Source organism: Pseudoalteromonas sp. RWi3 (genome assembly GCF_054960735.1).
In genome coordinates, this window is record NZ_JBHNYL010000014.1 from 1 (window position 1) to 25,697 (window position 25,697).

The window sequence follows — 25,697 nt, forward strand, 5'->3', positions numbered from 1 at the left end:
CCACATACAGAGTTATTAGGAAAAGCAACGAGAGTCATCATTTCGTTAGATTATGAAGATTATTATTTACCTCGGAAAAATAGATACCTTACTAAGCTATTGTGATCGGTGCTCGCCCCACCTGCTGAATTTGGATTGCTACGACGTTGTTCACCGGTAAAGACCATTAACGATGGGTAACGCGTTTATAATGCTTAAAGAGGTTATATTAGTTAATTTGGTTTATTTTTTTTCCAATACTTCTATTTCTTTTAAAATTTGCTCAGCTTCATGAGTGAGCATTGAGTAACTCTTAATATCACCATTTCGCTGAGCATGCATAGCTTGTTCTAGCTTTGCGCTGTAGTCTTTATTTAATTTCTTAAGAGGGTCTTTTTTGAAAAGCGAAAACATGCTTATTCCTTATGTTACGAAAAGTGTTAGAAAGTATGCATAAATTTTATATGCTAGTTTCTTATCTATACGTTTGGTAAATCTAATTCGATTAGTTTTTAATAAATGTAATTGCGTGCTGGGCATAAAAAAACCGCTGAGCGCAGCGGTTTTTGTTTTCGAATAAGGCTAATTACATAACACGCATACCTGGCTCTGAGCCATCGTCTGGGTTAAGAATATAGATTTCTTTACCACCAGGGCCTGCTGCTAACACCATACCTTCTGACATACCAAAACGCATTTTACGTGGCTTAAGGTTGGCTACCATCACGGTGAGTTTGCCTTCGATGTCTTCAGGTGCATAAGCTGACTTAATACCTGCGAAAACTTGGCGAGTTTCGCCACCTAAGTCGAGTGTTAGTTTTAATAGTTTATCAGCGCCTTTGACGTGTTCTGCTTTGGCAATTTTAGCTACGCGCAGATCTACTTTGGCAAAGTCATCGAATTCGATTTCGTCTGCAATTGGTTCTTTCGCCAGTGGGCTATTAGGGTCAATAGTAACCTTTGGCTCTAGGCTTTCTTTTGATTCTTCAACCATTTTATTTACTTTGTCCATCTCTACACGTTGCATCAGTGGCTTAAATTTATTTATAGGGTGGTTTACTAATGCGTTCTGAATGCCATCCCACGCTAATTCATCATTTAAAAATGCTGCTACATTTTCAGCCATTTCTGGTAACACAGGTTTTAAGTAAGTAATTAATACGCGGAACAAATTAAGACCAAGCGAGCAGACTTCATGCGCTTCTTGCTGTTTTGTTTCGTCTTTAATTAATACCCAAGGAGCAGCGCCATCAATAAATTGGTTGGCTTTATCGGCAAGGGCCATAATTTCACGAATTGCGCGGCTATATTCACGGTTTTCATAATGGGCAGTAATACTAGGCGCGGCTGCTTGGAACTCAGCTAAAAGTTCAGGCTGCATAATCGTGCTGCTTAACTTACCATCGAACTTTTTAGTAATAAAGCCGGCACATCGGCTTGCAATGTTTACGACTTTGCCTACTAGGTCTGAGTTTACACGTTGGGCAAAATCTTCAAGGTTTAAATCAAGATCAATAATACCGCTGTTTAATTTAGCCGCATAGTAATAACGAAGGTATTCAGGGTTTAGGTTATCTAAGTACGTACGCGCTTTAATAAACGTGCCTTTAGATTTAGACATTTTCTCGCCGTTTACCGTTACAAAACCGTGCGCAAATACATTGGTTGGCTTTCTAAAGTTTGCGCCTTCAAGCATAGCTGGCCAAAATAGGCTGTGGAAATAGATGATATCTTTACCAATGAAATGATAAAGCTCAGCATCTGAGCCTTCAGCCCAAAACGCATCAAAATCAATGCCTTTTGTATCGCATAGATTTTTAAAGCTGGCCATATAGCCAATTGGTGCGTCTAGCCATACATAAAAGTATTTACCCGGTGCGTTTGGTATTTCAAAACCAAAATAAGGAGCATCGCGGCTAATATCCCATTGTTGTAGGCCATCGGTAAACCATTCATCTAGCTTGTTAGCCATTTCTTGTTGAATAGTGCCTGAGTGTAGCCACTCTTTTAGCATGCCTTCAAACGCTGGTAAGTCAAAAAAGTAATGCTCTGAGTCTTTTAATATTGGCTCTGCACCAGACATCACTGAGCGCGGGTTAATAAGCTCTGTTGGGCTATACGTTGCACCACATGCGTCACAGCTGTCACCATTTTGGTCTTCTGATTTACATGTAGGGCACGTACCTGTAACGAAGCGGTCTGGTAAGAAAATACCTTTTTCAGGATCGAACAGCTGGGAAATAGTGTGCTTTTTTATGTGTCCAGCTGCATTTAAGCGGTTGTAGATTAATTCGCTGAACTCTTTATTTTCTTGGCTGTGGGTACTGTGGTAATTATCAAATTTGATATTGAAATCAGCAAAGTCACGTTGACGTTCAATACTGACGTTTTTTACCATTTCTTCAGGCGTGATCCCTTGCTTTTGCGCATTGAGCATAATTGGCGTGCCGTGAGCATCATCGGCGCAAACGTAATATGTTTCGTGGCCCTGTAGTTTTTGAAAACGTGACCAAATATCAGTTTGAATGTATTCCAATAAATGGCCAAGATGAGTTGGGCCATTGGCATAAGGTAATGCGCTGGTAATAAGGATCTTTCGCTGTGCCATAATCATTCCGAATTGACGGTTCCGGCTAAGGAACGGATGAAAATCATAATTTTATCAGCAAACCGGTAGCAAAGCTGTGACTGGTTGGCTGATTTTCATTAATTGACTGGTGTTAATGCCGTGAATGTTACATAATTCCGAGGCAATTTTCATCAAAGAAACGCTATTTTATTGCTATGTTTGGACTGTCGAAATTATTCTCTTCTAAATCGGTGCAAAAACAACCGATAATTGCCGCTTTAGCCGCTTATCGAAGTGCTGCATTTGCAGTAGGTATTGATGAGCTTTTTATTAAAACTATTCAATCTAACGATGATAAATCCCTTTTAATTGAGCTTACTCTGCCTTTTGCAGCATGCTCAGAAATGCCTGCTGTGGCTAAGTTTGTCAGTGAACAAATTAATAAGGTTGTCGACATTCGCGCCACAGTAAAGCTTCCTCCTGATTATAAATTTAAAAAAATAAAGCATATTGTTTTAATTGCATCCGGTAAAGGTGGAGTTGGTAAATCGACAACTGCGGTTAATTTAGCGGGCGCTTTAAAACAAGAGGGCGCAAAAGTAGGTATTCTAGACGCGGATATTTATGGTCCATCAATTCCTATGCTGCTAGGCCTCGTAGGGGCTAAACCCACGGCCAAAGATGACAAACAACTATACCCATTTGATGCAAATGGTTTAAAAGCACAGTCCATTGGATTTCTAGTGCCCAGTGATGATGCCACTGTTTGGCGTGGGCCTATGGCCTCTGGTGCATTAACGCAGTTGTTAAATGAAACCATTTGGGGTGAACTTGATTACTTAATTGTTGATATGCCTCCAGGTACTGGTGACATTCAATTAACTATGAGCCAAAAAGTACCTTCAAGCGGTACAGTTATCGTTACTACTCCACAGGATTTAGCACTTGCTGATGCGCAAAAAGGTATTGCTATGTTTAACAAGGTAAATGTGCCTGTGCTAGGTCTAATTGAGAATATGAGCCACTTTATTTGTACTCATTGTGGTGAGCCTAATCACGTATTTGGCAAAGACGGGGCTATTAAGCTCGCACAGCGTCATGGTGTGCCCGTACTTTCACACATTCCACTGGCGATAGATATTCGAGAATATTCAGAACAAGGCAAATTAATAGCCAATGACACCGAGGCGGCAATCAGCAGTACCTATGCCAGTGCAGCGCGCTTAATTGCAAGCCAACTTTATTATCAACAACCCCATCATAATCCGTTAGAGATTGTGATTACGGACGATTAAAAAATGAGATTATCAGATACCCATATTAAAGAATATATTGCTCAGCAACGTATTGTCATAGAGCCAAGCCCAAGCGATGAGATGATTTCTGGCGTGACAGTTGACTTGCGCTTAGGAAATAAATTTCGTGTTTTTCAGGATCACACCGCGGCCTATGTTGATTTAAGTGGCCCTAAAGATCAGCTTAATAAAGCGATGGAATCTATAATGAGTGACGAAATTGTGCTTGACCAAGAACAAGCATTCTTTTTACACCCAGGTGAGCTTGCTTTGGCTATCACTCACGAAAAAGTAACTTTACCTTCGGATGTAGTTGGGTGGCTTGACGGGCGTTCATCACTAGCGCGTTTAGGGTTGATGGTACATGTTACCGCACACCGTATAGACCCAGGTTGGTCGGGCAATATTGTCTTAGAGTTTTATAATTCGGGGAAACTGCCGCTTGCGCTTCGTCCAATGATGAAAATTGGTGCTATGAGTTTTGAAACGATGTCAGGGCCAGCAGCAAATCCATATAACATGCGAAAAGATGCTAAATATAAAGATCAAAATAGCGCTGTAGCAAGCCGTATTAGTGATGATAAGAACGAATAAGTAAACTTATATAATCATGCAATTAGGGCCTTAAACAGGCCCTTTTTACTTTTTAATGTAATCATTTTCGGGATTTACTGGCATTTATTTGTATACCTTCCATACTTTAATACGTTGATTTGTTTTATGCGTTCAAGTAAAGGGAGTTCAAGTGGGAAGTAGTGGTCCTTTATTTCGTGCTTTTTTGTTTGCACTGCTTTTTTGTAGTGTTGAACTTTATGCTGTATCAAATAAAGCAATAGTCCTACCTGTATCAGATTCTCAAAGTGTATCCGCGCAGCTTTATAAAGAAGCATTAAAAGAAAACAATTTAGCAGAAATTTCTTCATTAACATTAGATAGGGGACGTGGGTATTGGTTACTCTTTAATGTTAACTCAACTGTAAAATCCGAAAATCACATTCTTTATATTAAAAATACGCTCGTTGATGAGATTAAGTTTGAGTTACTAGACAGTGACTTTGATACTATACAATTTAAAAAACATGAACATGGTGCATATTTCGATTCAATTATTCCTCATTTAAGTATCAAAGCGAGGGCAGGCATCGCTTGGGCGGCTGTTTACTTAAGTAATAACGCAACGGTTACAATTGAGCCAACACTAATACCTGAAGATGAGTTTTATAATAGTGTTGAAGAGCATGTCATTACCACAGCTGTCATCTCGGTGATTTTAGTCATTGGGCTTGCAATTAGTGCCGCATTCTACTTCTTATCTAGGCAAGTAAAGTTTGTTTCTTTAATGGGTTATCTCATATGTATGTTTGTGGGTTTTTTATCTAGGAAAGGTGTTTTTTTATTATTTAGTGACCCACTTTTCAGTCAATACTCAAATGGGATGAGCGCGTGGTTTAATTTATTGGCCATATCGTTTGCATGTTTGTTTTTTATGCAATCACGTTATGAAAATAAACAGGTAGTAATTGCTAAAACTCCACTTACATCTGTGTTGTTTATTCTTTGCGGTACCACGCTCGTAGCTAGTATATTGATTGATACTTTTTCGATGTACTTTTTTGTGGTTAGTTATACGATTTTAATAATGCTGGTTGGGTATTTATTTTTGCAATGCAAAGAAACCAAGGCAAATTTTACGAAACTATCTATGCTTGCTTGGTGTACATTGTTAATACAATCTTTTGTTTGGTTAAGTACGGTCTATACAGCACGCAGTTTGCATATTTTAAATGATGCTTTAATTGTGTTCAATATAGGTGTTTTTTTGGCGACTTTGCTAATACAAGATAGATTAAGAGTCTTGCAATACGATGAAAGTTTAACCCATGATGATGAAACGGGCTTACCAAATAAACAAAAGCTACTTGATTGTTTGCAGCTCAAAGTAACTGAATCTGAAGCGCATTCGCTTGTTTTGTTTCGCCCTGTAGTTTTGTTGGATGCCCGCGCAAATTTTGGCTATGAATACGCTAATGTACAAATCAAACGCACCATGGCTAATTTCGCTCAGCAATTAAGCACTATGAATTCATTAAAAATAGAAGCAAATGAGCTGAAATGTCATTATATTTCGCGCCTTGATGATAGTACTTACGCTTATGTTGTTAATGGTCAACTCGAATTAAGTCAAATTGAGCAGTTTGTATGTGTTACAACCGCTGTTTTTAGTGAAGGGATAAGTCATAACAGCAGTCAGCTGGTCAATGGTGTTGATATCGGCGTTGCAAATTACCCACTTCATGCCTCAAATGCATCGCAATTAATCCAACGTAGCTTACAAGCTTTAAGTACAAAAGCGCTGCACGGCGAACGTTGGCATATGTTTGATGCTGAAAACTCAAATTTAGCCCAACACCGTCTTGAAGTTGCATCTTATTTAAAAGAAGCAATTGAGCATAATCAGCTTAGTTTATTTTTCCAACCTCAAATCTGTTTAGATACGGGGCATATTCACGGTGCAGAGGCTCTCTTACGCTGGCACCATCCGATTTTAGGGCAAGTACCACCTGACGAGTTTATACCAATAGCAGAGTCTACGGGGCTCATATTTGAACTTACAGAGTGGGTTGTTGAAAAATCACTACTGTATCAAAAAGAAATTATAGAAATTTATCCTGAGCATATAATTTCCATTAATATTTCAGCAAAAGATTTATTGCGAAAAGAATTACCCGTTTTATTTTTAACCTTGCTTAATGAATATCAGCTCAAGGCATCAAATGTTATGTTGGAATTAACGGAATCAGCCACATTGAGTGATGGGGTTAATATTAAAACAGCTTTAAATGACTATCGGTTGATTGGACTCAAGATTGCCATTGATGATTTTGGTACAGGTTATTCATCATTAGCTTATTTGAGCAAAATGGGGTTTGACGAAATTAAAATAGATAAACAATTTGTAATGAACTTAGAGTACTCAAAGAACGATCGCACAATTTGTCGTGCAACGTGTGATATAGCCAAAAGCTTAGGCTCGTTTGTTGTAGGTGAAGGGATTGAAGATATACAGAGCTTACAAATATTGAAAGGTTATGGTTGCGAAATTGGCCAAGGTTATTATTTTTCAAGGCCGCTGGCGTTTAAAGATTATCTAAATTGGTTAGAGCAGAACTTACAAACAACGATTGATATTGATGTTTATCACATGAACTAATTGAGTCTTATATATTCAGGCTACTTCAAAATGCAGAATTTAGCGTTTCACAAGCACTTAGTCTCATCGTTGTTATTTTTTAAAAGCAATATAGACTACTTTAACCATTATTACTTGCAATCAATGCCTTGCCTAAATCGCTTTTAGTTCCAACGACGCTCGCGCCTTGAGATGGCTTGAATAAATGTAATTTAATTAGATAAAAGCAGACCTAAATTATGGAAATAGTGCTCAAGCGCACCTCGACTAGTCTGAAGATGATCATCATCAGGGTAAATAAGTGTTGAGTGTTGTAAACCAGAGACTAAAAATGTGTTTTTAATGTGTTTGTGCTTGGCTATACAGGCCTCAAAACATCGTGCAGCAAGTTCTTCCGGCATGCTCATGTAAAATTGACCGTGTTGTTTATCTGCCAACATTGATTGCGCAACATAGTGGTTAGCATGCTGCCCATCACGTTTTAAAAACACACTTTTATAAAAACTATCTAATGCAAGATTTAGAGGGTGATTGCTATTAATTGAATGCTCAAGCCATAATTTCGAAGCAAAAAAATAAGCGCTATGGTCTGGGAACAAGTGCCTTGAGATATGATGGTCAAAAGCGTGAAACCATTCGTGCGCTAGCGCTCCGCCTCCAGCATTTTTCGCTAGAGCAAGTGTTTGTGTAGCGCTGTTGTAGTGAGCTTGCACATGTTGTTGGCCTCCATGTCCAAAAGCAAAGTTTAATTTTCCTCTGAGACCCAGTGCTATTGGGGGAAGTTGCAGTATTTGGGCAAGATCAGCCAACGCATCATAAATCAAATTAGCGCTGATGAAACGCTCTTCTTTAGTCACCCATTTACCTACTGTCATAGTTCTAAAGCCAAATGTTTCTTTTATATCTGTAAAATCAACTTGATCATCAAAACGGTAATTAGGGCCTTGTCGGTAGAAACCCCGCTTTAATCGATTGGTGTAGGTCATGATTTGTTATATCGCGCTTTCACATGAGCAGGCATAAACTGTGTTTGCTTATGATTTAAGGCATCTAATACGGTGTATAGCGGGGTGGGATCTTGTTGTTCAACCAACATAAGACTGAAGGCAACGGCCTCAAGCGTAGACAAACTGTCAATTCTTGGTGCTTTACGTATATGGTAGCGATTAGGTGGAATAGAGTTAAAACTTACACTAACAAAATCATTTAATTTGGGGGTAAGTTGCATAATTTTAAACGCTTTTTTCCAGGTGCCATCAAGAACAATTAAATGAGTTAACAGTGTTTTAAGCTCGTTGACTTTTTCATCTTTGGTATCTAATAAAATAGCATCGTCATTGGGGTACAGTAATGCGGTAGTTTTAGTTGGCAAGTCAGTTAAAAATTGAAAATCTTCTTGTGATTCACCCTGCATTATAGTGCATTGACTGAGACATAAATTAAGTAATTTTGCCGTGTTTTTTGTTACTTTAGCTTCACTTGGATGCTGCAAAACAATTATTTTCAGCTTATTGTTGACTGCTACTAAGTCATCACACAGACAAGTAACCGGGCTGAACTGACAATTAGGGCATAAAGCACGAGACATATAATAATCTATTCTGTTTACAATGGATTTTAAAGCAATACTATTATACGCTTAATATAACTATTAAGTGGATTTTTTTCTTAAGAAAGTTAAAGTAAAAGTATGTATACCCAAACCAACAAGAAAACTGGGATTACCAAAAAGGATATAAAATGAACGATGTTGTTATTGATGAAAGTGCGCTAGAGAGTATGGAGTCTTTATTAGGAGAACAGTTTAGCGATACTTTAACATTTTGTTGTGCTGAGTTTGAACGTTTAGCCAGTGAGTTCTTTTCTGCATTTGGTAATGACTTAGAAGCATCTATTCGTCACGCACACAGTTTAAAATCAAATGCATCGCAGTTTGGTGCGACAAGCCTGTCAGAAGTAGCAAGAGAAATTGAACATAGCTTGAACAATAACGAGCATGACAAAGCCGAAGCCGCTTCACGACTGCTTAATGAACAAGTATCTAAGACTCAACTAGAATTAACTGCTTGGTTGGCTGCAAGGTAATTTAAAGCTAATTAGTACGTGAATATATTTCAGTATTAAGCTTATGAAATACTCTAGTATTTTAACCCTTTACTAGGTTAATCTATCTTTTCACTAGTAGAGGTAGCAATGTCAGATATTAAAAAGAGTCACAAATTAGAGGGTGTCTGTTATGACATCCGAGGGCCTGTCTTAGTACAAGCCAAAAAAATGGAAGATGAAGGGCAAAAAGTTCTTAAATTAAATATTGGTAACCCTGCAGCATTTGGTTTTGATATGCCTGAAGATATGCACCGGGATATTATTCGTAATTTATATTCTGCCCAAGGCTATTGTGACTCAAAAGGCCTCTACTCAGCCCGAGTGGCAATATATCAACATTATCAACAACGTGGCTTGAGTAACCTAGATGTTGATAGCATCTATATTGGTAATGGGGTCAGTGAGCTTATTCAAATGACCACGCAAGCGCTGTTAAATAATGACGATGAAGTGCTAATTCCAGCTCCAGACTATCCACTGTGGACTGCATCAGTTAAGCTCGCGGGTGGTAATCCAGTTCACTATCTGTGTGACGAAGAACAAGATTGGTTTCCTGATATAGCTGACATACGCAATAAAATAACGTCTAAAACGAAGGCGTTAGTGCTTATAAACCCAAATAACCCTACCGGTGCCGTATACAGCGATGATTTGTTGCAGCAACTTATCGATATTGCAAGAGAGCATAAGTTACTGCTGCTGAGTGACGAGATTTATGAAAAAATCTTGTACGATGATGTGACTCATAGCTCTATAGGTGCGTTGTGTGATGACGTTCCGATCATCACGTTTAATGGTTTAGCAAAAACGTATCGTGCTGCTGGGCTACGCATGGGCTGGATGGTTTTAAGTGGCCGAACAGATTTACTTGATGATCTACAAAAAGGACTCGATATTTTAGCGTCAATGCGCTTGTGTGCTAATGTACCAGCGCAATATGCTATTCAGCAAGCATTGGGCGGTGTGCAATCAATAGATAACCTTATAAATCCAGGTGGTCGTTTGTACGAGCAGCGCGATATTGCGTGGCGCGGGTTAAATGCGATTGATGGTATCTCTTGCTCTAAACCAAAAGGTGCTTTATACGCATTCGCAAAAGTGGATACCGAGCGGTTTAATATTAAAAGTGATGAAAAAATGATTTTGGACTTGCTCAAAGCAGAAAAAATACTGCTTGTGCATGGCAGGGCATTTAATTGGCCAAACCCAGATCATTTTAGATTGGTTTTTTTGCCCAATAAAGACGATCTAACGACTGCAATGTCTAAAATGCAGCGGTTTTTTAATCATTACAGACAAATCTAATCGTGCATCTTTAAAAGCTGCGAGATGAATGTTGATTCATCTCGCAGCTATGTTTAAGCTTTTAGTAAGCTTTATCTACTCTTACAGAATTATCAGATAGGTATACTAGCCGTACTCGATCGCCTCTAGCAAATAACATGCGATTATCTTTATCTTGTACTACCATGAACTGCTTACCGCTTTCGACTTTTACCATCATCTCAACTAATTCATATTGGGTGTAATAGCTACTTTTTTGTTGGTTGTGAGCAATGTTACCACCAATAACGGAACCCAAAATTGTTGCAGCAGTTCGCCCACTACCACCACCAAATTGATTACCAATGACTCCTCCTAATAAGGCTCCGCCAAAGGTTTTCCAGCCATTGGTTTGATCTTTAACCAGCTCACGCTCAGTGATAGTGCGAACGGATTGTACTTTACCAAATAATACTTGTTGTACTGGCACTGCTTTGTTCCGTTCATATGCACCTAAAGCTTGGCTCGGTATTAACAGTAAGGCAAATAATAAGAAAATAAATTGCTTCATGCTATGCTCCCAGGCTGTTACCAGCCAAAGGTTGATTTTTCACGCGTTTTACGGATTTCTGTTTCATCAGCCCATTCTACAAGGCCACTTTTTAAATCCATTAACCGCATGGTAAATTTATAATATACATCGGCTTTATCAGCGTTTGATTTAACAATACTTGATAAATTGCCGTATAACATATATTGCGCTCCCACCTGCTGGCCAAAGGCCACAGCCGTTGCAGGGTTTACCAAGGCGTCTTCATTTTGGAATGTAAGCTGCTCACGCGCCGCTTCTACACGACTCATATCAACAAAGCGAAACTTTCCACTGCGTAATAGCTGAGTCGAAATTGAGTCAGTGATAGATTCAGTATCAATATGCTCACTGGTCTTATTTTTAATTCGTTCTACGAAAACGATAGGGCGAGTATTAGCGGTCATAGTTCCAATAACAGGAGAACTAAGTAAAGAGTCGGTCATCTGACTCGCTACTTTTTGAAGATCGGTAGAGCCAAAGTTGATATCTGTTGTTTCTACTGCTTGTGCGTCACCGTAACTAACGACCGCTTTATTAGCGCAGCCGCTTAAAACTAGCGCACTCAGACCAACCAGAGCAAGCCCTGTGAGTTTGGTGAATGAAGTCGTTCTATTTAATGTATTCATTTATATTCCTTAATCTTCAAATTCTTGAGCTTTTGTTGAAACTTCTCTAACTGCTAATGAAAACGTCACTGCATCTGATGTAGGTGCAAGAGCGGGTAATTGAATATTAGCAAAGCCAAACAAAGTAAGGGCCTGCCAAGGGGAGTGGTTTCCTTTGATTACAAACCCATCTTTGTCAAACCATGTGAATTTGTACTGCAAATATTGTGATTTTTTATACTGGCTTGAAAGCGTAACAACAATGTCTGTTAATTGGTTAGTTTGACGTGTCTTAACATTCGTTATGGCTAGTTTTTTTCCTAACTTAGGGTTGTTTACCTTTAGTTGTTGCTGGTAGTTGGCATGTTGTTCAACAGATATACCTGATGTAACAGGCCTGCTTGAACAGGCTGCGAGTAAACATACCGATAATAGGGGTATTAAAATTTTCATAGCAGCTCCTAAAGTTGCACTACATGAGAGTTAAAGTAGTTATTAATTGAGGTTAGATAGATCAAAGTTAACCCCTGCTTACTAACCGTAAAATTTATACTTGGTTGGTTATTTCCTATTTTTAGCGTGTGTTTACCCGGTGAAATATTTCGCCTTGCAATACTTATTTGATTAGGCAACGTAGACCAACTTCGGGTATCTGCTTGCTCTGACGCTAAGTTATATATATTTGCTAAAATATTTCCAACGTCACCACCGCTTCGAGCAAGTTCAGCTCGTACCTTCTCTTTGGCAATCAATCTAAGAACTTGACGTGTCATTCTTGCCGGGGCTTGTGATTCTAGCGTTTTTGCAGCTAACGCCTCAATTCGTACAAGCGGCTCAATTGGCATTGATTCGTTTGCAATATTGAGGTGGCTTATTGTCGGAATATACGCACCACCTTTATACACCGGTACCGCTAAACTATAAAATCGAGCATCACCTTTAGAGGTGTATACTGGTAATTGCAACACAAACTCATCTTTGTTCGGCACAAGTCCTTGCTCTATAAATACAATAACTTCGCTAGTTTCTTTTGGTTGCTCTAGCTTTCCAAATTGTTTAACGTACTTTGCAAAGTCCTGCTCAAATCCTTGTTTTTTAGCTAAACGCATAACATCTTTTTGCAGGTAAACATTATTTGGGTTTATTTCTAAGGCTTTTTTATAGTCAATATATGCATCATCAAACTGATTGTTACTTTGATAAAGCAGTGCAGATAAATAAAATGTATACGCATTTTGATAGCCGTTTTTTACATTTTGTGTGATCTCAGACATGCTCGGATAATGCTTTTGCGCTTCTTTAATTTCAGAGTCAATGTCTTGTTCATTCTCATTTAATGCATCTAGCTGAACTTTGTTCGCGCGACGTACTTCAACTAAAGCACTCTCTAGATCATTTTGATAAAGATAGTTAAGTGCTTTATAACTGTGCAGCATACTCATTTCATAAGGGGCTGGTATGTACGAAATAACAGAATCATTTGTTAGTAATGCATTGCTTTGTTCTAGGGAGCTTGAAACTTTTATTTTTGCCGCTTGACGAACTTTTTGCATTCGTAAGTAAATCGTTTCGTAGTTAGTTTGCGCGTGTGTATTTTGATTATTTAAGTCGTTAAGGCGTGCATTTTCTAACTGGTTTAATAAATAATTGCTATGCGATAGGCCATTATTAGGCATAAGCTGTTGTGCTTGGTTAACGTTATTTGCTTTTATTGCCTGGCGCACAGGCGTAACTTGTGTTGCGTAATCTGTAAATAAGTCAGTAAGACCTATTGTACTGCACCCACTTAATACACTCAGTAATAAAGTTAAACATAATACTACACTGCGACGCACTTTTTGCTCCTCAATTAATTAACTACACATTAGCATAAACTCATTAACCTACGATGATAAACAATGTAAAAAATCGTACAAACGAGGATTATGAAATTTATATTTGTATATAGAGGTCTTATTAAAACTGTGAGGGTTTTTAGTGTATTCTAAAAATACAGTTATAGTAATTTGTCGTCGCGATTTTTTGAGCCAACACTCTTATTATGGGAAATAAATTGAAAGTAACGTTTTACACACTCTTCGCACTGATTGCATTTGCTGCTAATTCTTTACTGTGCCGTTTAGCGCTTGTAAATGGTCATATAGATGCGTGGAATTTTACTGGCTTGCGCTTATTAAGTGGTGCAATGTGCTTAGGTTTTATTTTATTTATTACGACTAATAAAAAAGTTATCCCAAATAAAGGCGCTCATGACGAACGAGGGAGCTGGCGAAGTAGTTTAAGTTTGGTGGTGTATGCGCTTTGTTTTTCAATTGCTTATGTCGAGCTTGATACTGGGACTGGTGCATTAATTCTATTTTCTGCTGTACAGCTAACAATGATCAGTTGGGGAGTATTTTCAAAAGAGCGGCTGTCAAACGTGCAATGGTTAGCATTTCTCACTGCTTTAGCTGGTTTTGTATATTTAATGATGCCTTCAGCAAAAACACCTTCATTGATACCGGGTTTATTAATGATGCTCAGTGGTATTGCGTGGGGGGTATATAGTATTCGCGGTAAAGCATGCAGGGCGCCACTTAAAGCAACGGCCTATAACTTTGTAAGAAGCCTATTTATTGTTCCCTTGATTCTTTTTATTGGCATTAGTGCATTATCAAACAGCAGTTGGGAGGGAATTCTATTGGCAGTACTCTCTGGAGGTCTTGCATCAGGACTAGGTTACAGCCTGTGGTATGTTGCGTTACCATTATTAAAAAGCAGTCAAGCCGCTGTCGTTCAATTGTTAGTGCCAATTATTGCTGCTGTTGCCGGTGTCGTCTTTTTAAATGAAAACGTTACATTGCATTTTATAATTGCAAGCGCCGTAATTCTTGGCGCTGTACTGGTTTTTTTGAAGGCTAAATCGGTACCGGCGCAACATTAGTCACATAGCGACTAAATAGACTGGGCAAATGCTCTACTATAGTGTCTTTACCCAATATATCGCTGCACCTTATTTGGTTTTCAATTGCCTCTAAGGTAACGTGATTGCACATAATTTGAGATTGCTTTATGTGGCTAATGTGCCAAGGCTCTGGAGATACTCCACCAAGATCATGTTGGTAAGGACGATAAAAACCGTACTTAGTTAAGTTATTATCGAGCCACGTTGTCAGTCGAGCAAACGGACCTGTGTCGCAATACTCGTCTGGACTTAGTTGCAGTTCGTAATCTGTTGCTATAGCGGCTTCATCATATATGTCCAGGTCAGTTCCTAAGTGATGGCGACTGGCGCCAGGCAGAGCGCTGTAAAGTAAAATGGCGTGGCATTTATCAATGTCGGTTAATGTCGATAAATCAACAGCGACCTGTTCCTTATTATAAACAGGCCTTTGTCCAGAAAATTTAGCATTCCAAATAGCGCTTTGCCTATTAAAGCCTCTAAAGCTTGATGCAATTGCCAACGATAGCCCTGCTTTTTCAGCAGCCTGTTGTAATGATTTAAAATCATCAGCAATTTGTGCATGTACACGGTGAGGACCAATATTAACTAAGTGATCATCACTGTATCCAGTTGCACATGCAACTAACTGTGAGGGAGTAAGATCCATTTTTGTCATGTTAGGAGCTGTTCTAAAATTTGTTCGTAAACCTCACTTAATTCAATAAGGTCATCGGTACTAACACACTCATCTACTTTATGAATAGTTTCATTGCGCGGCCCAAGCTCTATTACTTTAGCGCCTGTTTGTGCAATAAAACGTCCATCTGAAGTGCCGCCTGATGTTTCGAGCACTGTATCACGGCCTGTGACGCTTTTAATTGCAGCTACAGTGGCCTCAATTAATGGGCCACCTTCAGTGATAAAGGGTTGTCCATTCACAATCCACTTTAACTCGTAATCAAAATCGTGTTGTTGCAGTATTTTATTTACTTGCTTTTGTAACTGTTGATGTGTGACTTCGGTACTGAAACGAAAGTTAAATTGAATTTCAAGCTCACCTGGAATCACATTACCGGCACCAGTTCCACCGTTAATGTTTGAGACTTGAAAGCTAGTTGCAGGAAAGAACTCGTTACCCGTATCCCATTGCGTTTGGCTCAATTGCGACAGTGCAGGGGCGGCTAAGTGAATTGGGTTCTTAGCTAGGTGGGGGTAGGCAACATGGCCTTGTATTCCTTTTACTGTTAAAAACCCGGTTAATGAACCGCGGCGTCCATTTTTAACTACATCGCCAAGTGCATCTCTAGATGAGGGCTCGCCCACAAGACACATATCAATCTTCTCGTTGCGTTCTTCTAATGTATCAATAACACGCGTTGTGCCATTAATGAATGGGCCTTCTTCGTCAGATGTTATAAGAAAAGAGATAGAGCCTTTGTGATTAGGATGCTTTGCAACAAAACGCTCAGTTGCAACAATCATAGCGGCTAAAGACCCTTTCATATCTGCAGCACCGCGACCGTGCAACATACCCTCTTCAATCAGGCCTGAAAACGGAGGATGTTGCCAGTTTTCTTCTGGACCAGTTGGCACGACATCAGTATGACCTGCAAAACAAAAATGTGGGGAAGTAGTGCCTTTTCGAGCCCAAGTATTCAGCGTGTCTGTAAAAAACATTGACTCGATGTTAAAGCCGATGGCTTCGAGGCGTTTATTCATCATTGCCTGACAATCAGCATCCTCAGGTGTCACTGAACGACGTTGTATTAATGCTTGTGCTAATTCAATAACAGGGTTCTTCATGCTGCAAAAATCTCATCATATTGTTGGGCTTTAAAGCCTAAATAATAAGAGCCTGCATGTATTAACACCGGGCGTTTGATCATCGCAGGGTGCTCTACTAATAAATCAAGTGCTTTATCTTTATCGAGTGTTTGCTTTTGCTCTTCAGATAGTTGACGATAAGTCGTGCCTCGTTTATTAAGAAGATCTTGCCAGTCAATGTGTTGTGAAAATGTGGTAACCATTTCTTTTGAAATGCCGTCTTTACGATAATCATGAAATGAAAATTCGATATTCTTATCAGTTAAATATTTTTTAGCTTTTTTAATTGTGTCGCAATTACTAATGCCGTAAAGGGTCGTCATATTATTTCTTCTTAGTTAACGTTAATAAAGTGTCTATCCCTGCGCTTACGTGGGACAAAGAGTAATAAATGGGTGTCAATTGGTGCCCATTCAGTAAAATAAGAGTTGCTAATAAAGGTGTATTTAGATTACGTAGATCAAAATAGGCAAGCCTTTGTCCTTTAAAAATTTTACTCCCATTTAATTGGGCTATATGGGTATGTAGCATATCGATTTGTTGTTCAATATGTAAGTTTATGAGTAGTTTAAGGCCGTTTTTTGCTTGCAGTATAAACTCAGTACCTGCATTTTTTACTTGTATTAAAATGCCATCGAAAGGTGCTAATACTTTGTGACTCGTTAATTCTACGATGATGCCAGGACCCAATGTGCCAAATTTGAAAAAGGGCTCGGGGTGATCACTCAGAGGTCTCACTTTACCAGTAAATGGGCTAGTAATGTGTAAACTAGCGCCATCAGTTTGTGCTTGAGGTGAAAAGGAAATATCAATATGTTTCATTATTAGATAGGCTCTTCGAGCACAGTGTATCCATCTTTTTTTAATGTTTTGATGGCATCATCAATACGCTGCTTTTTGACTAATACATAATCTGTGTCGTAGGTAGATAATGCAAAAATAGAAATACTGGCACTGGCTAATACCCCGGATATGTTTGCCATAATACCGGTAAGTGAAAAACCTAAGGGGCCGACTACTTCCAAAGCAAGCCAATTATGTTCGGCATCCAAACTATCAATATTAAAACTACTTGGGCAAACAATAGACAACTCGTCATAAGTTTTAGAGATGAAAAAAATACTTTGTTTAAATAAATCGCTTGGAATAGGGCTGTCAACATCAAGGCTATGTATACTAAATACAGTACTATGAAGTTGTAATGTTTGCTTTGACATTATAGACCCTTATTAAAGTTGGACTTTTGTTTACTGAATAGTATAGCTAAAAAGCACTGAATAAAAGTGTAATCTTGTCCACAGTTTCTGTGGATAACAATGGGGTTAGTTAGGTATAACCACTGTAAGTTATTAATTAATAGATTTATATTTCATTGGGTAGATAAACAACGAAGCAAGTGTAAAGTAAGCCAGAGGCTTACTTTACACACATACTAACTACTTGAGATTAGCAACTTGTTCGGCTTGGATTGCTGTCAGTGCAATGGTGTAGACGATATCATCCACCAATGCGCCTCGGCTTAAATCATTAACAGGCTTACGCATACCTTGTAACATGGGCCCTATACTTATTAAGTCTGCACTTCGTTGAACGGCTTTATAGGTTGTATTACCTGTGTTCAAGTCTGGGAAAATAAACACTGTAGCTTTACCTGCAACGGGGCTATTAGGTGCTTTTTTCATTGCTACATTTTCCATAATTGCTGCATCGTATTGAAGTGGGCCATCAATGATAAGATCAGGACGTTTTTGTTGTGCTAATTTGGTTGCCTCACGCACTTTTTCAACATCAGCTCCAGTACCTGAAGTGCCTGTACTGTAACTTATCATTGCAACACGCGGCTCAATACCAAATGCTGCTGCAGAGTCTGCTGATTGAATAGCAATATCCGCGAGTTGCTCTGCTGAAGGGTCTGGGTTAATAGCGCAATCACCGTACACAAGTACTTGATCTGGTAACAGCATGAAAAATACAGAAGACACTAATGAAGAGCCTGGTGCTGTTTTAATGAGTTGTAGTGGTGGCCTGATGGTATTTGCCGTGGTATTTACAGCACCAGAAACTAACCCATCAACAACACCTTGTTCGAGCATCATAGTACCAAGTACAACGTTATCTTGAAGTTGCTCTAGCGCAACAACCTCAGTTAACCCTTTGGTTTTTCTAATTTCAACCATGGGAGCAACATAGTCTTGAAGTACCTGTTGTGGTTCAACAATCGTTACGTTTTCATTTAGTTCAACACCTTGTTGCACTGCGATACGGAGTATTTCTTCTCTATCACCTAAAAGCACTGTTTTAGCGATACCACGCATGCCGCAAATAGCCGCTGCTTTGATAGTGCGGGGTTCATTACCTTCAGGTAAAACAACTGTTTTATTAGCGTGACGTGCTTTATCTGTGAGTAAATACCTAAAAGCAGGCGGGGACATTTTACGTGTTTTCCCCACACTTTTTGCTAGCGTATCTAACCAATCAGAGTCAATGAAGCTAGCATTATGATATTTCACTTTATCAATGCGTTGAATGTCATCACAGGGAACTTCCATATTGAAGTTATGCAGTAACAAAGAGGTGCGCCAGGTATCGGCTTCAGTGCACAAAATTGGCAAGCCTGTTGCCATTGCCTGTTCACATAAAGTCATTATCCGTGGCTCTGGTTTAAATCCGCCCGTTAGTAAAATAGCCCCAATTTTTGTGCCGTTCATTGCTGATAAACAAGCGGCAACAAGCACATCAGAACGATCACCAGGTGTGACAAGTAATGCACCAGGAGTGAAGTGGTTAAGTATATTAGATACTGTGCGTGCACAAAAAGTAACGCGGCGTAGTCGCCTATGGACCATGTCACCTTCGTTCAATACCTCTGCTTTTAAATACGCACTTAAATCTTTTACCCTAGGTGCAACCAACTCAAAATCCCACGGTATTGAGCCAAGTAACATAAACGGATGTTTTCTAAACAAAGGCAGCGACGCTAAACGGTTTACTTCGTTCTCTAAAGCATCTGGGTTATGGGAGTCAACTAAATCTGCGCGAGCTCGTCCTTCTTCATCAAGTGGGGCGTTTACTTTGTTAAATATACAACCTAAAACACGTGCATGACCAACACCACCATAATAACCTGCGGCTATTTCTAGTTTATCTTCAATTTGGTCGTTGCTGTCATTCCCAGGGGTAAGGATAAAGACTATTTCTGCCCCCAAGGTTTGTGCAATCTCACGATTAACTCGCCCAGCATAAGGTTGACGACGGGTTGGTACCATCCCTTCAATGATGGCTACTTCATCATTACTTATGGTGCTTTCAAACCGCTCAACAATTTCTTCTAACAGATCATCGCCTTTACCATCGCCAATCATTTGCTCTGCATAATCAAGTGCGAATGGGGTAGGCGGGTTGATTGGAGAGCCCTGAGTCACAATTTGTGTTGATTTTTCAGGACCTGTTTCTCCTGAGCGAGGTTGAGCAATAGGTTTAAAAAAATTAACTTTTACTGCTTTTTGCTCAAGCGCACGGACTAATCCTACAGACACAGATGTTAAACCAACACCTGTTGAGATAGGTACTAACATTATTCTACGCGCCATACTATTGCTCCTGTGCGATGTTTGCTGCATCTTGGGCTATTACCCACTCTTCATTAGTAGGCATAACAACGGCTGTTGTATTGGCATGTTCAGAACTGATGATACCTTGAGTACCAAAACGGGCATCTAAGTTTGCTTGTGTATCGCAATCAAGACCTAAAAAGCTGAGTTGCTTAATTACCTTGCTGCGGATTACATCTGAGTTTTCGCCAATTCCTCCGGTAAAGATTAGTGCGTCTAGTCTTTGTATAGGTACCATAAATGAAGCTATTTGTTTTGCAAGTCGATAGCAAAACATGTCTAGTGCAAGAATCGCTCTTTCATTCCCAGCAAGGGCTGCTTCTTCAATTGTACGGCAATCGTTGGAGAGCTCACTAATGCCCAATAGGCCACTTTCTTTATTAAGCAAATCATCTATTTGAGTAGCTGTGTAATCTAATTGTGATGTTAAAAAATTAAATAAGCCTGGGTCAATATCACCACTGCGAGTCCCCATCATCAAACCTTCCAGTGGAGTTAAACCCATGCTGGTGTCAACACTTTTACCATTTTTTATTGCACATACCGAACAGCCATTACCCAAGTGAGCACTAATAAAATTACTATGCTCTAACGGTTTTTTCAGTAATTTTGCAGTTTGACTTACAACATAATAATGGCTGGTGCCATGAAAGCCATAGCGTCTCACTCCGTAATCGGTATACAGCTTGTAAGGGAGAGCATATAAATACGCAACTTTTTCCATCGTTTGGTGGAACGCAGTATCAAACACGGCTATCTGTGGTAGCCCTTCAAAAGATGCCTGCGCAGCAGCTATACCTAATAAATTAGCGTGGCCATGCAATGGGGCCAGGGTAGCCGCCTTAGTAATACCCTCAATAACCGATTCATCAATAAGCACTGACTTGGTAAAGTGTTCTCCACCGTGTACAACGCGGTGTCCAACAGAAATGAGGTTATCTGCTAAGCTGTGATCGTTTATAAGTTTAACTAGCGTATCAATGGCATGAGCGTGGGCTTGGCCTTTTGTCAGTTCAACCACGTTTTTTTTGCCTTGGAACTTATATCTTATAGAGGGAGTATCAGAGCCTAAGCGCTCAGCGAGGCCTGAAATCACTTCGTTTGAAGAATGTGCATCTATAATTGCAAATTTAAGGCTTGAACTGCCACAATTAAGCACTAGTACATGGTGGAGAGAATCGGGTTGCAATGGCATAAATAGGTCTCATTTTGGCTATAACAGTAAGTGTGCATTAATCTAGCGCAGGTTATAAATACGACAGCGCATACCAAATAACTAAAGATAAATAGTAATTTGCCGATTACTAGCTATGATTAAACTAAAGTCTAGTTGATTTAATGCATATTATTTTAACGCATTCATATATAAAACGTTAGCCATAACATTGATTAAACTCAAGGTTATATAGGTTTTGTTAGCAATTAGATTTTACAAAGGAATGTCGTTTTGAGTATGGTACACTCGAAGAGAAAACCGTTAAACCAGCGACACCGAGGAGTCATGATGCAAAACAGTGTGATGTCACAAGTCCAAACAGGTCGAGAATACGCAAAAAAGTGGCCAATGCGAAAAGAGCTTGCGCCTTTATTTGCTGAGTTTAAGGTTATAAAAGCCACCGAGCATGCGATTACAGTTATGCCGATACTGGCAATGCTTACATTATTTATGCAAATTAATTATCTCGGTAGTGATTTTTTACCTCAAGCGATCGCAGTAGCGTTGTTCTTTTTATCATTGCCGTTACAAGGTCTTCTATGGTTAGGTAAGCGTGCAGAGACAACACTTGAGCCTGCCATGGAACATTGGTTCAAAGAGTTACACACTAAAATGGTGGCAAATGGTTACCAAGGATCTTTGGGGAAAAATAAACCACGTTATGCAGATCTGGCCCATTTACTTAATGATATGTTTGATAAAATGGACCGTGCTTTTACCAGAGAAAACCTTTAATCGACTTTTCTAAAATGACTTATATAAAACGATAAGGTGACAGTTTGCTCACCTTGTTTTTCTAATTCCTGCCAATGTTCAGGCCTAAACTTCCATGCAAACGGCGTCATAGTAATCAGGTTTTTAACGTCTTCAAAACCGAGTTTTACTTGCTGTTCAATCAAGTTTTGCTGGATTAATGTAAAGTTCTGCGGTGCAGAAATTGGTGTATGGGCGTTTACTTCTCGATAAATTTTTTGTTTTAGCTCTTTTAAGTGCCAAGGGCCAGGGCTTGCTACAATTAATGAACCATTTTTGCTTAATAAACGGGTAAGCTCTTTCTCAAATAAAGGGGCAAAAATACTAATAAGTACGTCACTTTGGTAATCAGAAAATGGAGCCTGGCTTATCGAAGCAACACTAAATTGGCAGTTTTCATAGCGTTTGGCGGCATATTTTATCGCAGACTTAGATATATCAACTCCATACATCTTACCTTGGCATTTGTTCGCAATTGCATGTGTGTAAAAGCCTTCTCCACATCCTAAATCAATTACATTTATTGGCGATAGTTCAGCAACCAGTGTCGCGATTGCTTGTTGCAAAAACTGATAGTGCCCGGTACTTAAAAATGCACGTCGAGCTTGCACCATATCAAGGTTATCGCCAGGTTGCTTTGAGTTTTTATTTTGCACAGGCAAAAGGTTTACATAGCCTTCTTTAGCATAATCGAAAGTATGGTTATTATCACATCGCAGTGATTTTTCAATTAACTGCAAAGGCGATTGGCACAATGGGCATTGATATGCGAGACTCATGAGTCTAGATAATCCTTGTCATAAAATGTTTTCACCCAGTGTGGGCGATAAGTAATAAGTATTGAAATTGCCATGCCATTTAGCATTGCTTCAGGAAACCAAATAATGGCGCACAAATATAAGTAATTTTCGCTTAATTCGTACCAATTATAGTTGCCTGAAAAATAATAAAAGGCACTTACTGTGACTATTTTAACGCAACTGACTATCCCTGCGCATAAAAAACTGCATATAAAGATATAAATAAAGAAATGACGAGGTAATAGGTTGTAACAAATGATAAATACACAATAGCTAAAGAGTATAGGGATAAATGCTGTTAATAGTAAATGTAAGGGTAACTGTGCCAAGCTAAGTTGACCAAAGACTAGAAGCAGCACACTTGCAAATATTGCACTTAAAATAGCAAAGCGCCAACCAAGTACTAAAGTGATAGCGGTGATACCTAATATGTGTAGTTCAAGGCCAGGTAAAATACCCGCTTTAATCTGCCACAAAACACAAAATACGATTGCACAGGAAAATACGCCAGTTTGACGTGCAGGTGTTTTAATAAGGCTTTTATAAAGTGCCTTATCAAAACTACACCAAACAATAACCCCAACCACAAGCCATAAAACTAACTGCGTATTCGTGCTAATAAGCGCTGTGAGTTCAGGGTTATTAAACATCATAAATTAACTAAAAGTTGACCAAATAGGTGCATGATCAGACGGTTTTTCTATGCCTCTTAATTCGTAGTCAATACCTGCATCAGTACAGCGCGCAGCTAATGCAGGGGTTGCAAGTACCACATCAATGCGTAAGCCTCGATTGTCATCGAACCCTTTAGAGCGGTAATCAAACCAAGAATATTGCTCACCTGTGTCAGGGTAAAGCTCACGGTAGGTATCTTTAAAGCCCCAATTCATTAATGTGGCTAGCCACTCACGTTCTATTGGTTGAAAAGAGCATTTGCCGGTTTTTAACCAACGTTTACGGTTTGGCTCGCCAATTCCAATGTCTAAATCGGTCGGAGAGATATTTATATCACCCATGACGATGACATCTTCCTCAGCGCTATGATTAGTATTAAGGTGATTCATAAGATCAGTGTAAAACTGGCGCTTATAAGGAAACTTAGTCTCGTGATTGATGTTGTCACCTTGAGGAAAGTATCCATTCATAACAGTTAGGTCGCGACCATTTTCTTGTGTGACGGTTACACTGATCATACGTTTTTGTGACTCTTCAGTGTCTGTAGCAAAACCTTTAAATACGGACTTAGGTTCATTTTTACACAGCATAGCCACACCGTAATGTGCTTTTTGACCATGGAAATAAACGTGATACCCCATTTTTTGAACATCTTCTAAAGGAAAAGCTTCATCATGCACTTTAATTTCTTGTAAGCCGATAATATCAGGTTGATGTTTATCAATGATTGCTTGTAGTTGATGCAAACGAGCACGAAGCCCGTTGATGTTAAAAGAAATGACTTTCATATGTTTGGCCTGAAAGAGTATGTGTTTTACTAAATTCTATCATCAAAATGAGCTTGATACATGTGCTTATTCATTACGTAAAGTTGGTTTAATGTTGTTCAAATGATGATTATTTATTAAACATTGTTAACCTTCCATTAAATAAAAAATTAAATGAATTATTCAATTGATTTGTGCTTTTCTGTATATATAATGCGCGAAACAAACCCGTTCAAACCATTTTATACAGGTCAGTCATGAAAAAACAACTTTTAGCTATTTTCGTTGCAACAGTATCATTCTCACAGGTTACTCAAGCAGCTGAATATTTTAGTGCAGATAAAAAAATTGAATCAAAGTTATGTTCAATCAGTGCAAATGAAGGTTTCTCTGCGGCCCGCAAAGTAGCTTCTAAGCACGGTATTTTTTTATCGCGCTATTCGCAAAGCATTTTGTGTAATGGTGAAGATATTCGTTCAATTGCTAAAAAAGTTGAGATGAAAAACCGCGACGTAAAAATGATTCAAGTATTTGCTGAAAATGACCAAACTGAAACGCAATTGTGTATTACAGCTGTTAAAAAAGGCCTTGAGCCAGTTAGGGCAAAAATCGGTAACTTAAACTCACTGCGTTGTAATGGTGAAGTGGTGACTGATTTTGTTAAGCGTTACCAAAACGCTGCTATCTAATAGCAAAATTTGATTAAGAAAGCGCTTATACAGCGCTTTTTTTGTGTGTGAAACTTTTACAGAAAAGCTGAAAAGTTTTTATGGTTTCTTCAGGTTTAAATTTCATTTTGTTTTATCTTGTTGATTTTTAAAAGTAAAGATTGTGGCTTGGTACTTGTATTAAATTAAGTGAATTTAATTTATTACAAGGAATCTCTTATGAAAAAGTTAACACTTGCATCTACTATTTTGGCTGCTCTTACCCTGAGTGCGTGTTCATCAAATGCATCAATGGACAAAATCAGTAGTGATTTTGGTAGTCTAGATAATGACAACGATGGATATATTTCAAAAGTAGAAGCCGACGATGATGATATTTGGTCACATTTCTCTAATATTGATACCAATATGGATGAGCAAATTAGTCGTGAGGAGTTCTCAACTTATACTCAGCTAAATACAGGTAAAGTAGCCACCGATAGTGAAGTGAGTGAATCAGCTTTCAAAGCAGAGATAGCAAAATTTGACCCAATTGAAAGTAATTTTTCATCATTAGATAACGACAGCAATGGCTTTATTTCTGTGGTTGAAGCAAATGACGATGACATCGCCAACCACTTTGGTTATATAGATGCAAATAAAGATAAGCGTGTGAGCAAAAGTGAGTTTATGAGCTACATTAGGGCACACGGTAGTGAAGTGGCTGAAGATGAAGCGCTTGAGATGTTGAAAAACAGTTAATTAAAATTTTTTTAATAAAACATAAAAATGCCAGCATAGTTGCTGGCATTTTTTTTGGGTTTTTAGATAATAATTTTTCCAACAATCGGTGTATTCTGTCATAATAAGTGGTTAATCAGT

General features: G+C 38.8%; 27 protein-coding genes and 1 pseudogene. 10 read left to right on the forward strand and 18 right to left on the reverse strand.

The window, feature by feature from the left end; all coding sequences use genetic code 11:
• Nucleotides 1–105 (forward strand): annotated as a pseudogene (locus ACFI4Z_RS15195) (signal peptidase I); the annotation flags it as partial.
• A gap of 117 nt (nucleotides 106–222) precedes the next feature.
• On the opposite strand, the gene ACFI4Z_RS15200 reads toward ACFI4Z_RS15195, so the two are convergent.
• Together ACFI4Z_RS15200 and metG are read right to left on the reverse strand one after the other, a co-directional pair.
• Nucleotides 223–393, reverse strand: coding sequence for a DUF6435 family protein (locus ACFI4Z_RS15200; RefSeq protein WP_135475185.1), 171 nt, complete (start codon nucleotides 391–393; stop codon nucleotides 223–225).
• 172 nt (nucleotides 394–565) lie between these two features.
• Entirely contained in the window at nucleotides 566–2,587 is a 2,022-nt protein-coding gene (gene metG, locus ACFI4Z_RS15205) for a methionine--tRNA ligase (protein WP_462671320.1), read from the reverse strand.
• Nucleotides 2,588–2,763: 176 nt separating this feature from the next.
• On the opposite strand from metG, the gene apbC reads away from it, so the two are divergent.
• The 3 genes from apbC (at nucleotide 2,764) to ACFI4Z_RS15220 (ending at nucleotide 7,054) form a co-directional block, all read left to right on the forward strand.
• Complete coding sequence (gene apbC, locus ACFI4Z_RS15210; RefSeq protein ID WP_462671321.1) at nucleotides 2,764–3,843, forward strand: iron-sulfur cluster carrier protein ApbC; 1,080 nt, start codon at nucleotides 2,764–2,766, stop codon at nucleotides 3,841–3,843.
• Between the two features lie 3 nt (nucleotides 3,844–3,846).
• A complete protein-coding gene (gene dcd, locus ACFI4Z_RS15215; protein WP_462671322.1) occupies nucleotides 3,847–4,437 on the forward strand; it encodes a dCTP deaminase in 591 nt (196 codons plus the stop codon).
• A 151-nt stretch (nucleotides 4,438–4,588) separates the two neighbouring features.
• Nucleotides 4,589–7,054, forward strand: coding sequence for an EAL domain-containing protein (locus tag ACFI4Z_RS15220; protein ID WP_462671323.1), 2,466 nt, complete (start codon nucleotides 4,589–4,591; stop codon nucleotides 7,052–7,054).
• A gap of 191 nt (nucleotides 7,055–7,245) precedes the next feature.
• Here ACFI4Z_RS15220 and ACFI4Z_RS15225 read toward each other — a convergent pair whose 3' ends face one another.
• The gene (locus tag ACFI4Z_RS15225; RefSeq protein WP_462671388.1) at nucleotides 7,246–8,022 is read right to left on the reverse strand and encodes a CLCA_X family protein; all 777 of its coding nucleotides are present in this window, start codon (nucleotides 8,020–8,022) and stop codon (nucleotides 7,246–7,248) included.
• Complete coding sequence (locus tag ACFI4Z_RS15230) at nucleotides 8,016–8,621, reverse strand: tRNA-uridine aminocarboxypropyltransferase (protein ID WP_462671324.1); 606 nt, start codon at nucleotides 8,619–8,621, stop codon at nucleotides 8,016–8,018. Before ACFI4Z_RS15230 ends, ACFI4Z_RS15225 begins: the two co-directional genes overlap by 7 nt.
• A 152-nt stretch (nucleotides 8,622–8,773) precedes the next feature.
• Here ACFI4Z_RS15230 and ACFI4Z_RS15235 point away from each other — a divergent pair, with 152 nt between their 5' ends.
• Nucleotides 8,774–9,118: an Hpt domain-containing protein gene (locus ACFI4Z_RS15235; protein WP_099295647.1), complete on the forward strand. Its 345-nt coding sequence runs from the start codon at nucleotides 8,774–8,776 to the stop codon at nucleotides 9,116–9,118.
• 108 nt (nucleotides 9,119–9,226) lie between these two features.
• Nucleotides 9,227–10,444, forward strand: a complete 1,218-nt coding sequence (locus ACFI4Z_RS15240; RefSeq protein ID WP_462671325.1) for a pyridoxal phosphate-dependent aminotransferase — start codon at nucleotides 9,227–9,229, stop codon at nucleotides 10,442–10,444.
• 61 nt (nucleotides 10,445–10,505) lie between these two features.
• On the opposite strand, the gene ACFI4Z_RS15245 is transcribed toward ACFI4Z_RS15240, so the two are convergent.
• From ACFI4Z_RS15245 to ACFI4Z_RS15260, 4 genes are read right to left on the reverse strand one after another with little or no spacing between them, the layout of a single operon-like run.
• The gene (locus tag ACFI4Z_RS15245; RefSeq protein WP_462671326.1) at nucleotides 10,506–10,973 is read right to left on the reverse strand and encodes an outer membrane lipoprotein; all 468 of its coding nucleotides are present in this window, start codon (nucleotides 10,971–10,973) and stop codon (nucleotides 10,506–10,508) included.
• 17 nt (nucleotides 10,974–10,990) lie between these two features.
• Nucleotides 10,991–11,620 (reverse strand): penicillin-binding protein activator LpoB, encoded by a 630-nt coding sequence (lpoB, locus tag ACFI4Z_RS15250; RefSeq protein ID WP_099295644.1) that lies wholly within the window; start codon nucleotides 11,618–11,620, stop codon nucleotides 10,991–10,993.
• A gap of 9 nt (nucleotides 11,621–11,629) precedes the next feature.
• A complete protein-coding gene (locus ACFI4Z_RS15255) occupies nucleotides 11,630–12,052 on the reverse strand; it encodes a YcfL family protein (protein WP_462671327.1) in 423 nt (140 codons plus the stop codon).
• 8 nt (nucleotides 12,053–12,060) lie between these two features.
• A complete protein-coding gene (locus ACFI4Z_RS15260; protein ID WP_462671328.1) occupies nucleotides 12,061–13,434 on the reverse strand; it encodes a COG3014 family protein in 1,374 nt (457 codons plus the stop codon).
• Nucleotides 13,435–13,652: 218 nt separating this feature from the next.
• Here ACFI4Z_RS15260 and ACFI4Z_RS15265 point away from each other — a divergent pair, with 218 nt between their 5' ends.
• A complete protein-coding gene (locus ACFI4Z_RS15265) occupies nucleotides 13,653–14,522 on the forward strand; it encodes a DMT family transporter (RefSeq protein ID WP_462671329.1) in 870 nt (289 codons plus the stop codon).
• Here ACFI4Z_RS15265 and ACFI4Z_RS15270 read toward each other — a convergent pair.
• The 7 genes from ACFI4Z_RS15270 to ACFI4Z_RS15300 form a co-directional block, all read right to left on the reverse strand.
• Nucleotides 14,497–15,189: a M15 family metallopeptidase gene (locus ACFI4Z_RS15270; protein ID WP_462671389.1), complete on the reverse strand. Its 693-nt coding sequence runs from the start codon at nucleotides 15,187–15,189 to the stop codon at nucleotides 14,497–14,499. The genes ACFI4Z_RS15265 and ACFI4Z_RS15270 overlap by 26 nt on opposite strands.
• 5 nt (nucleotides 15,190–15,194) lie before the next feature.
• Nucleotides 15,195–16,325 carry a succinyl-diaminopimelate desuccinylase gene (dapE, locus tag ACFI4Z_RS15275; RefSeq protein WP_462671330.1) on the reverse strand — a complete coding sequence of 377 codons (1,131 nt, stop codon included), beginning with the start codon at nucleotides 16,323–16,325 and terminating at the stop codon, nucleotides 15,195–15,197.
• Nucleotides 16,322–16,669 (reverse strand): ArsC family reductase, encoded by a 348-nt coding sequence (locus ACFI4Z_RS15280; RefSeq protein ID WP_462671331.1) that lies wholly within the window; start codon nucleotides 16,667–16,669, stop codon nucleotides 16,322–16,324. Before ACFI4Z_RS15280 ends, dapE begins: the two co-directional genes overlap by 4 nt.
• A gap of 1 nt (nucleotide 16,670) precedes the next feature.
• Nucleotides 16,671–17,168: a PTS glucose transporter subunit IIA gene (locus tag ACFI4Z_RS15285; RefSeq protein WP_462671332.1), complete on the reverse strand. Its 498-nt coding sequence runs from the start codon at nucleotides 17,166–17,168 to the stop codon at nucleotides 16,671–16,673.
• Nucleotides 17,169–17,170: 2 nt separating this feature from the next.
• On the reverse strand, nucleotides 17,171–17,563 hold the full coding sequence (locus ACFI4Z_RS15290; RefSeq protein ID WP_462671333.1) for an ACT domain-containing protein: 393 nt from the start codon (nucleotides 17,561–17,563) through the stop codon (nucleotides 17,171–17,173).
• A 219-nt stretch (nucleotides 17,564–17,782) separates the two neighbouring features.
• Nucleotides 17,783–19,936, reverse strand: a complete 2,154-nt coding sequence (pta, locus tag ACFI4Z_RS15295; protein ID WP_462671334.1) for a phosphate acetyltransferase — start codon at nucleotides 19,934–19,936, stop codon at nucleotides 17,783–17,785.
• Between the two features lies 1 nt (nucleotide 19,937).
• Complete coding sequence (locus ACFI4Z_RS15300; protein WP_462671335.1) at nucleotides 19,938–21,152, reverse strand: acetate kinase; 1,215 nt, start codon at nucleotides 21,150–21,152, stop codon at nucleotides 19,938–19,940.
• 309 nt (nucleotides 21,153–21,461) lie between these two features.
• Between ACFI4Z_RS15300 and yfbV the strand changes: the two genes are divergently transcribed.
• Complete coding sequence (gene yfbV, locus ACFI4Z_RS15305; protein WP_099296012.1) at nucleotides 21,462–21,908, forward strand: terminus macrodomain insulation protein YfbV; 447 nt, start codon at nucleotides 21,462–21,464, stop codon at nucleotides 21,906–21,908.
• Here yfbV and rlmA read toward each other — a convergent pair.
• Genes rlmA through xthA form a run of 3 tightly spaced genes read right to left on the reverse strand, consistent with a single transcriptional unit; the run spans nucleotide 21,905 to nucleotide 24,189 of the window.
• Nucleotides 21,905–22,705: a 23S rRNA (guanine(745)-N(1))-methyltransferase gene (gene rlmA, locus ACFI4Z_RS15310; protein WP_462671336.1), complete on the reverse strand. Its 801-nt coding sequence runs from the start codon at nucleotides 22,703–22,705 to the stop codon at nucleotides 21,905–21,907. The two genes, yfbV and rlmA, sit on opposite strands and share 4 nt — an antisense overlap.
• Complete coding sequence (locus ACFI4Z_RS15315) at nucleotides 22,702–23,379, reverse strand: energy-coupling factor ABC transporter permease (protein WP_462671337.1); 678 nt, start codon at nucleotides 23,377–23,379, stop codon at nucleotides 22,702–22,704. The genes rlmA and ACFI4Z_RS15315 overlap by 4 nt, the downstream gene beginning before the upstream one ends.
• Before the next feature lie 3 nt (nucleotides 23,380–23,382).
• Nucleotides 23,383–24,189 (reverse strand): exodeoxyribonuclease III, encoded by an 807-nt coding sequence (gene xthA / locus ACFI4Z_RS15320; RefSeq protein ID WP_462671338.1) that lies wholly within the window; start codon nucleotides 24,187–24,189, stop codon nucleotides 23,383–23,385.
• A gap of 236 nt (nucleotides 24,190–24,425) precedes the next feature.
• Here xthA and ACFI4Z_RS15325 point away from each other — a divergent pair, with 236 nt between their 5' ends.
• On the forward strand, nucleotides 24,426–24,857 hold the full coding sequence (locus tag ACFI4Z_RS15325) for an exonuclease III (protein ID WP_099296009.1): 432 nt from the start codon (nucleotides 24,426–24,428) through the stop codon (nucleotides 24,855–24,857).
• Nucleotides 24,858–25,055: 198 nt separating this feature from the next.
• Nucleotides 25,056–25,577: an EF-hand domain-containing protein gene (locus tag ACFI4Z_RS15330; protein WP_462671339.1), complete on the forward strand. Its 522-nt coding sequence runs from the start codon at nucleotides 25,056–25,058 to the stop codon at nucleotides 25,575–25,577.
• Nucleotides 25,578–25,697 lie beyond the last annotated feature (120 nt).

Excerpts from the sequence above, each read along its gene's own strand:
- ACFI4Z_RS15200 (WP_135475185.1), bottom strand. The coding sequence starts at position 393 with ATGTTTTCGCTTTTCAAAAAAGACCCTCTTAAGAAATTAAATAAAGAC.
- metG (WP_462671320.1), bottom strand. The coding sequence starts at position 2,587 with ATGGCACAGCGAAAGATCCTTATTACCAGCGCATTACCTTATGCCAAT.
- apbC (WP_462671321.1), top strand. The coding sequence starts at position 2,764 with ATGTTTGGACTGTCGAAATTATTCTCTTCTAAATCGGTGCAAAAACAA.
- dcd (WP_462671322.1), top strand. The coding sequence starts at position 3,847 with ATGAGATTATCAGATACCCATATTAAAGAATATATTGCTCAGCAACGT.
- ACFI4Z_RS15230 (WP_462671324.1), bottom strand. The coding sequence starts at position 8,621 with ATGTCTCGTGCTTTATGCCCTAATTGTCAGTTCAGCCCGGTTACTTGT.
- ACFI4Z_RS15235 (WP_099295647.1), top strand. The coding sequence starts at position 8,774 with ATGAACGATGTTGTTATTGATGAAAGTGCGCTAGAGAGTATGGAGTCT.
- ACFI4Z_RS15240 (WP_462671325.1), top strand. The coding sequence starts at position 9,227 with ATGTCAGATATTAAAAAGAGTCACAAATTAGAGGGTGTCTGTTATGAC.
- ACFI4Z_RS15245 (WP_462671326.1), bottom strand. The coding sequence starts at position 10,973 with ATGAAGCAATTTATTTTCTTATTATTTGCCTTACTGTTAATACCGAGC.
- lpoB (WP_099295644.1), bottom strand. The coding sequence starts at position 11,620 with ATGAATACATTAAATAGAACGACTTCATTCACCAAACTCACAGGGCTT.
- ACFI4Z_RS15255 (WP_462671327.1), bottom strand. The coding sequence starts at position 12,052 with ATGAAAATTTTAATACCCCTATTATCGGTATGTTTACTCGCAGCCTGT.
- ACFI4Z_RS15270 (WP_462671389.1), bottom strand. The coding sequence starts at position 15,189 with ATGGATCTTACTCCCTCACAGTTAGTTGCATGTGCAACTGGATACAGT.
- dapE (WP_462671330.1), bottom strand. The coding sequence starts at position 16,325 with ATGAAGAACCCTGTTATTGAATTAGCACAAGCATTAATACAACGTCGT.
- ACFI4Z_RS15280 (WP_462671331.1), bottom strand. The coding sequence starts at position 16,669 with ATGACGACCCTTTACGGCATTAGTAATTGCGACACAATTAAAAAAGCT.
- ACFI4Z_RS15285 (WP_462671332.1), bottom strand. The coding sequence starts at position 17,168 with ATGAAACATATTGATATTTCCTTTTCACCTCAAGCACAAACTGATGGC.
- ACFI4Z_RS15290 (WP_462671333.1), bottom strand. The coding sequence starts at position 17,563 with ATGTCAAAGCAAACATTACAACTTCATAGTACTGTATTTAGTATACAT.
- pta (WP_462671334.1), bottom strand. The coding sequence starts at position 19,936 with ATGGCGCGTAGAATAATGTTAGTACCTATCTCAACAGGTGTTGGTTTA.
- ACFI4Z_RS15300 (WP_462671335.1), bottom strand. The coding sequence starts at position 21,152 with ATGCCATTGCAACCCGATTCTCTCCACCATGTACTAGTGCTTAATTGT.
- yfbV (WP_099296012.1), top strand. The coding sequence starts at position 21,462 with ATGCAAAACAGTGTGATGTCACAAGTCCAAACAGGTCGAGAATACGCA.
- rlmA (WP_462671336.1), bottom strand. The coding sequence starts at position 22,705 with ATGAGTCTCGCATATCAATGCCCATTGTGCCAATCGCCTTTGCAGTTA.
- ACFI4Z_RS15315 (WP_462671337.1), bottom strand. The coding sequence starts at position 23,379 with ATGATGTTTAATAACCCTGAACTCACAGCGCTTATTAGCACGAATACG.
- xthA (WP_462671338.1), bottom strand. The coding sequence starts at position 24,189 with ATGAAAGTCATTTCTTTTAACATCAACGGGCTTCGTGCTCGTTTGCAT.
- ACFI4Z_RS15325 (WP_099296009.1), top strand. The coding sequence starts at position 24,426 with ATGAAAAAACAACTTTTAGCTATTTTCGTTGCAACAGTATCATTCTCA.
- ACFI4Z_RS15330 (WP_462671339.1), top strand. The coding sequence starts at position 25,056 with ATGAAAAAGTTAACACTTGCATCTACTATTTTGGCTGCTCTTACCCTG.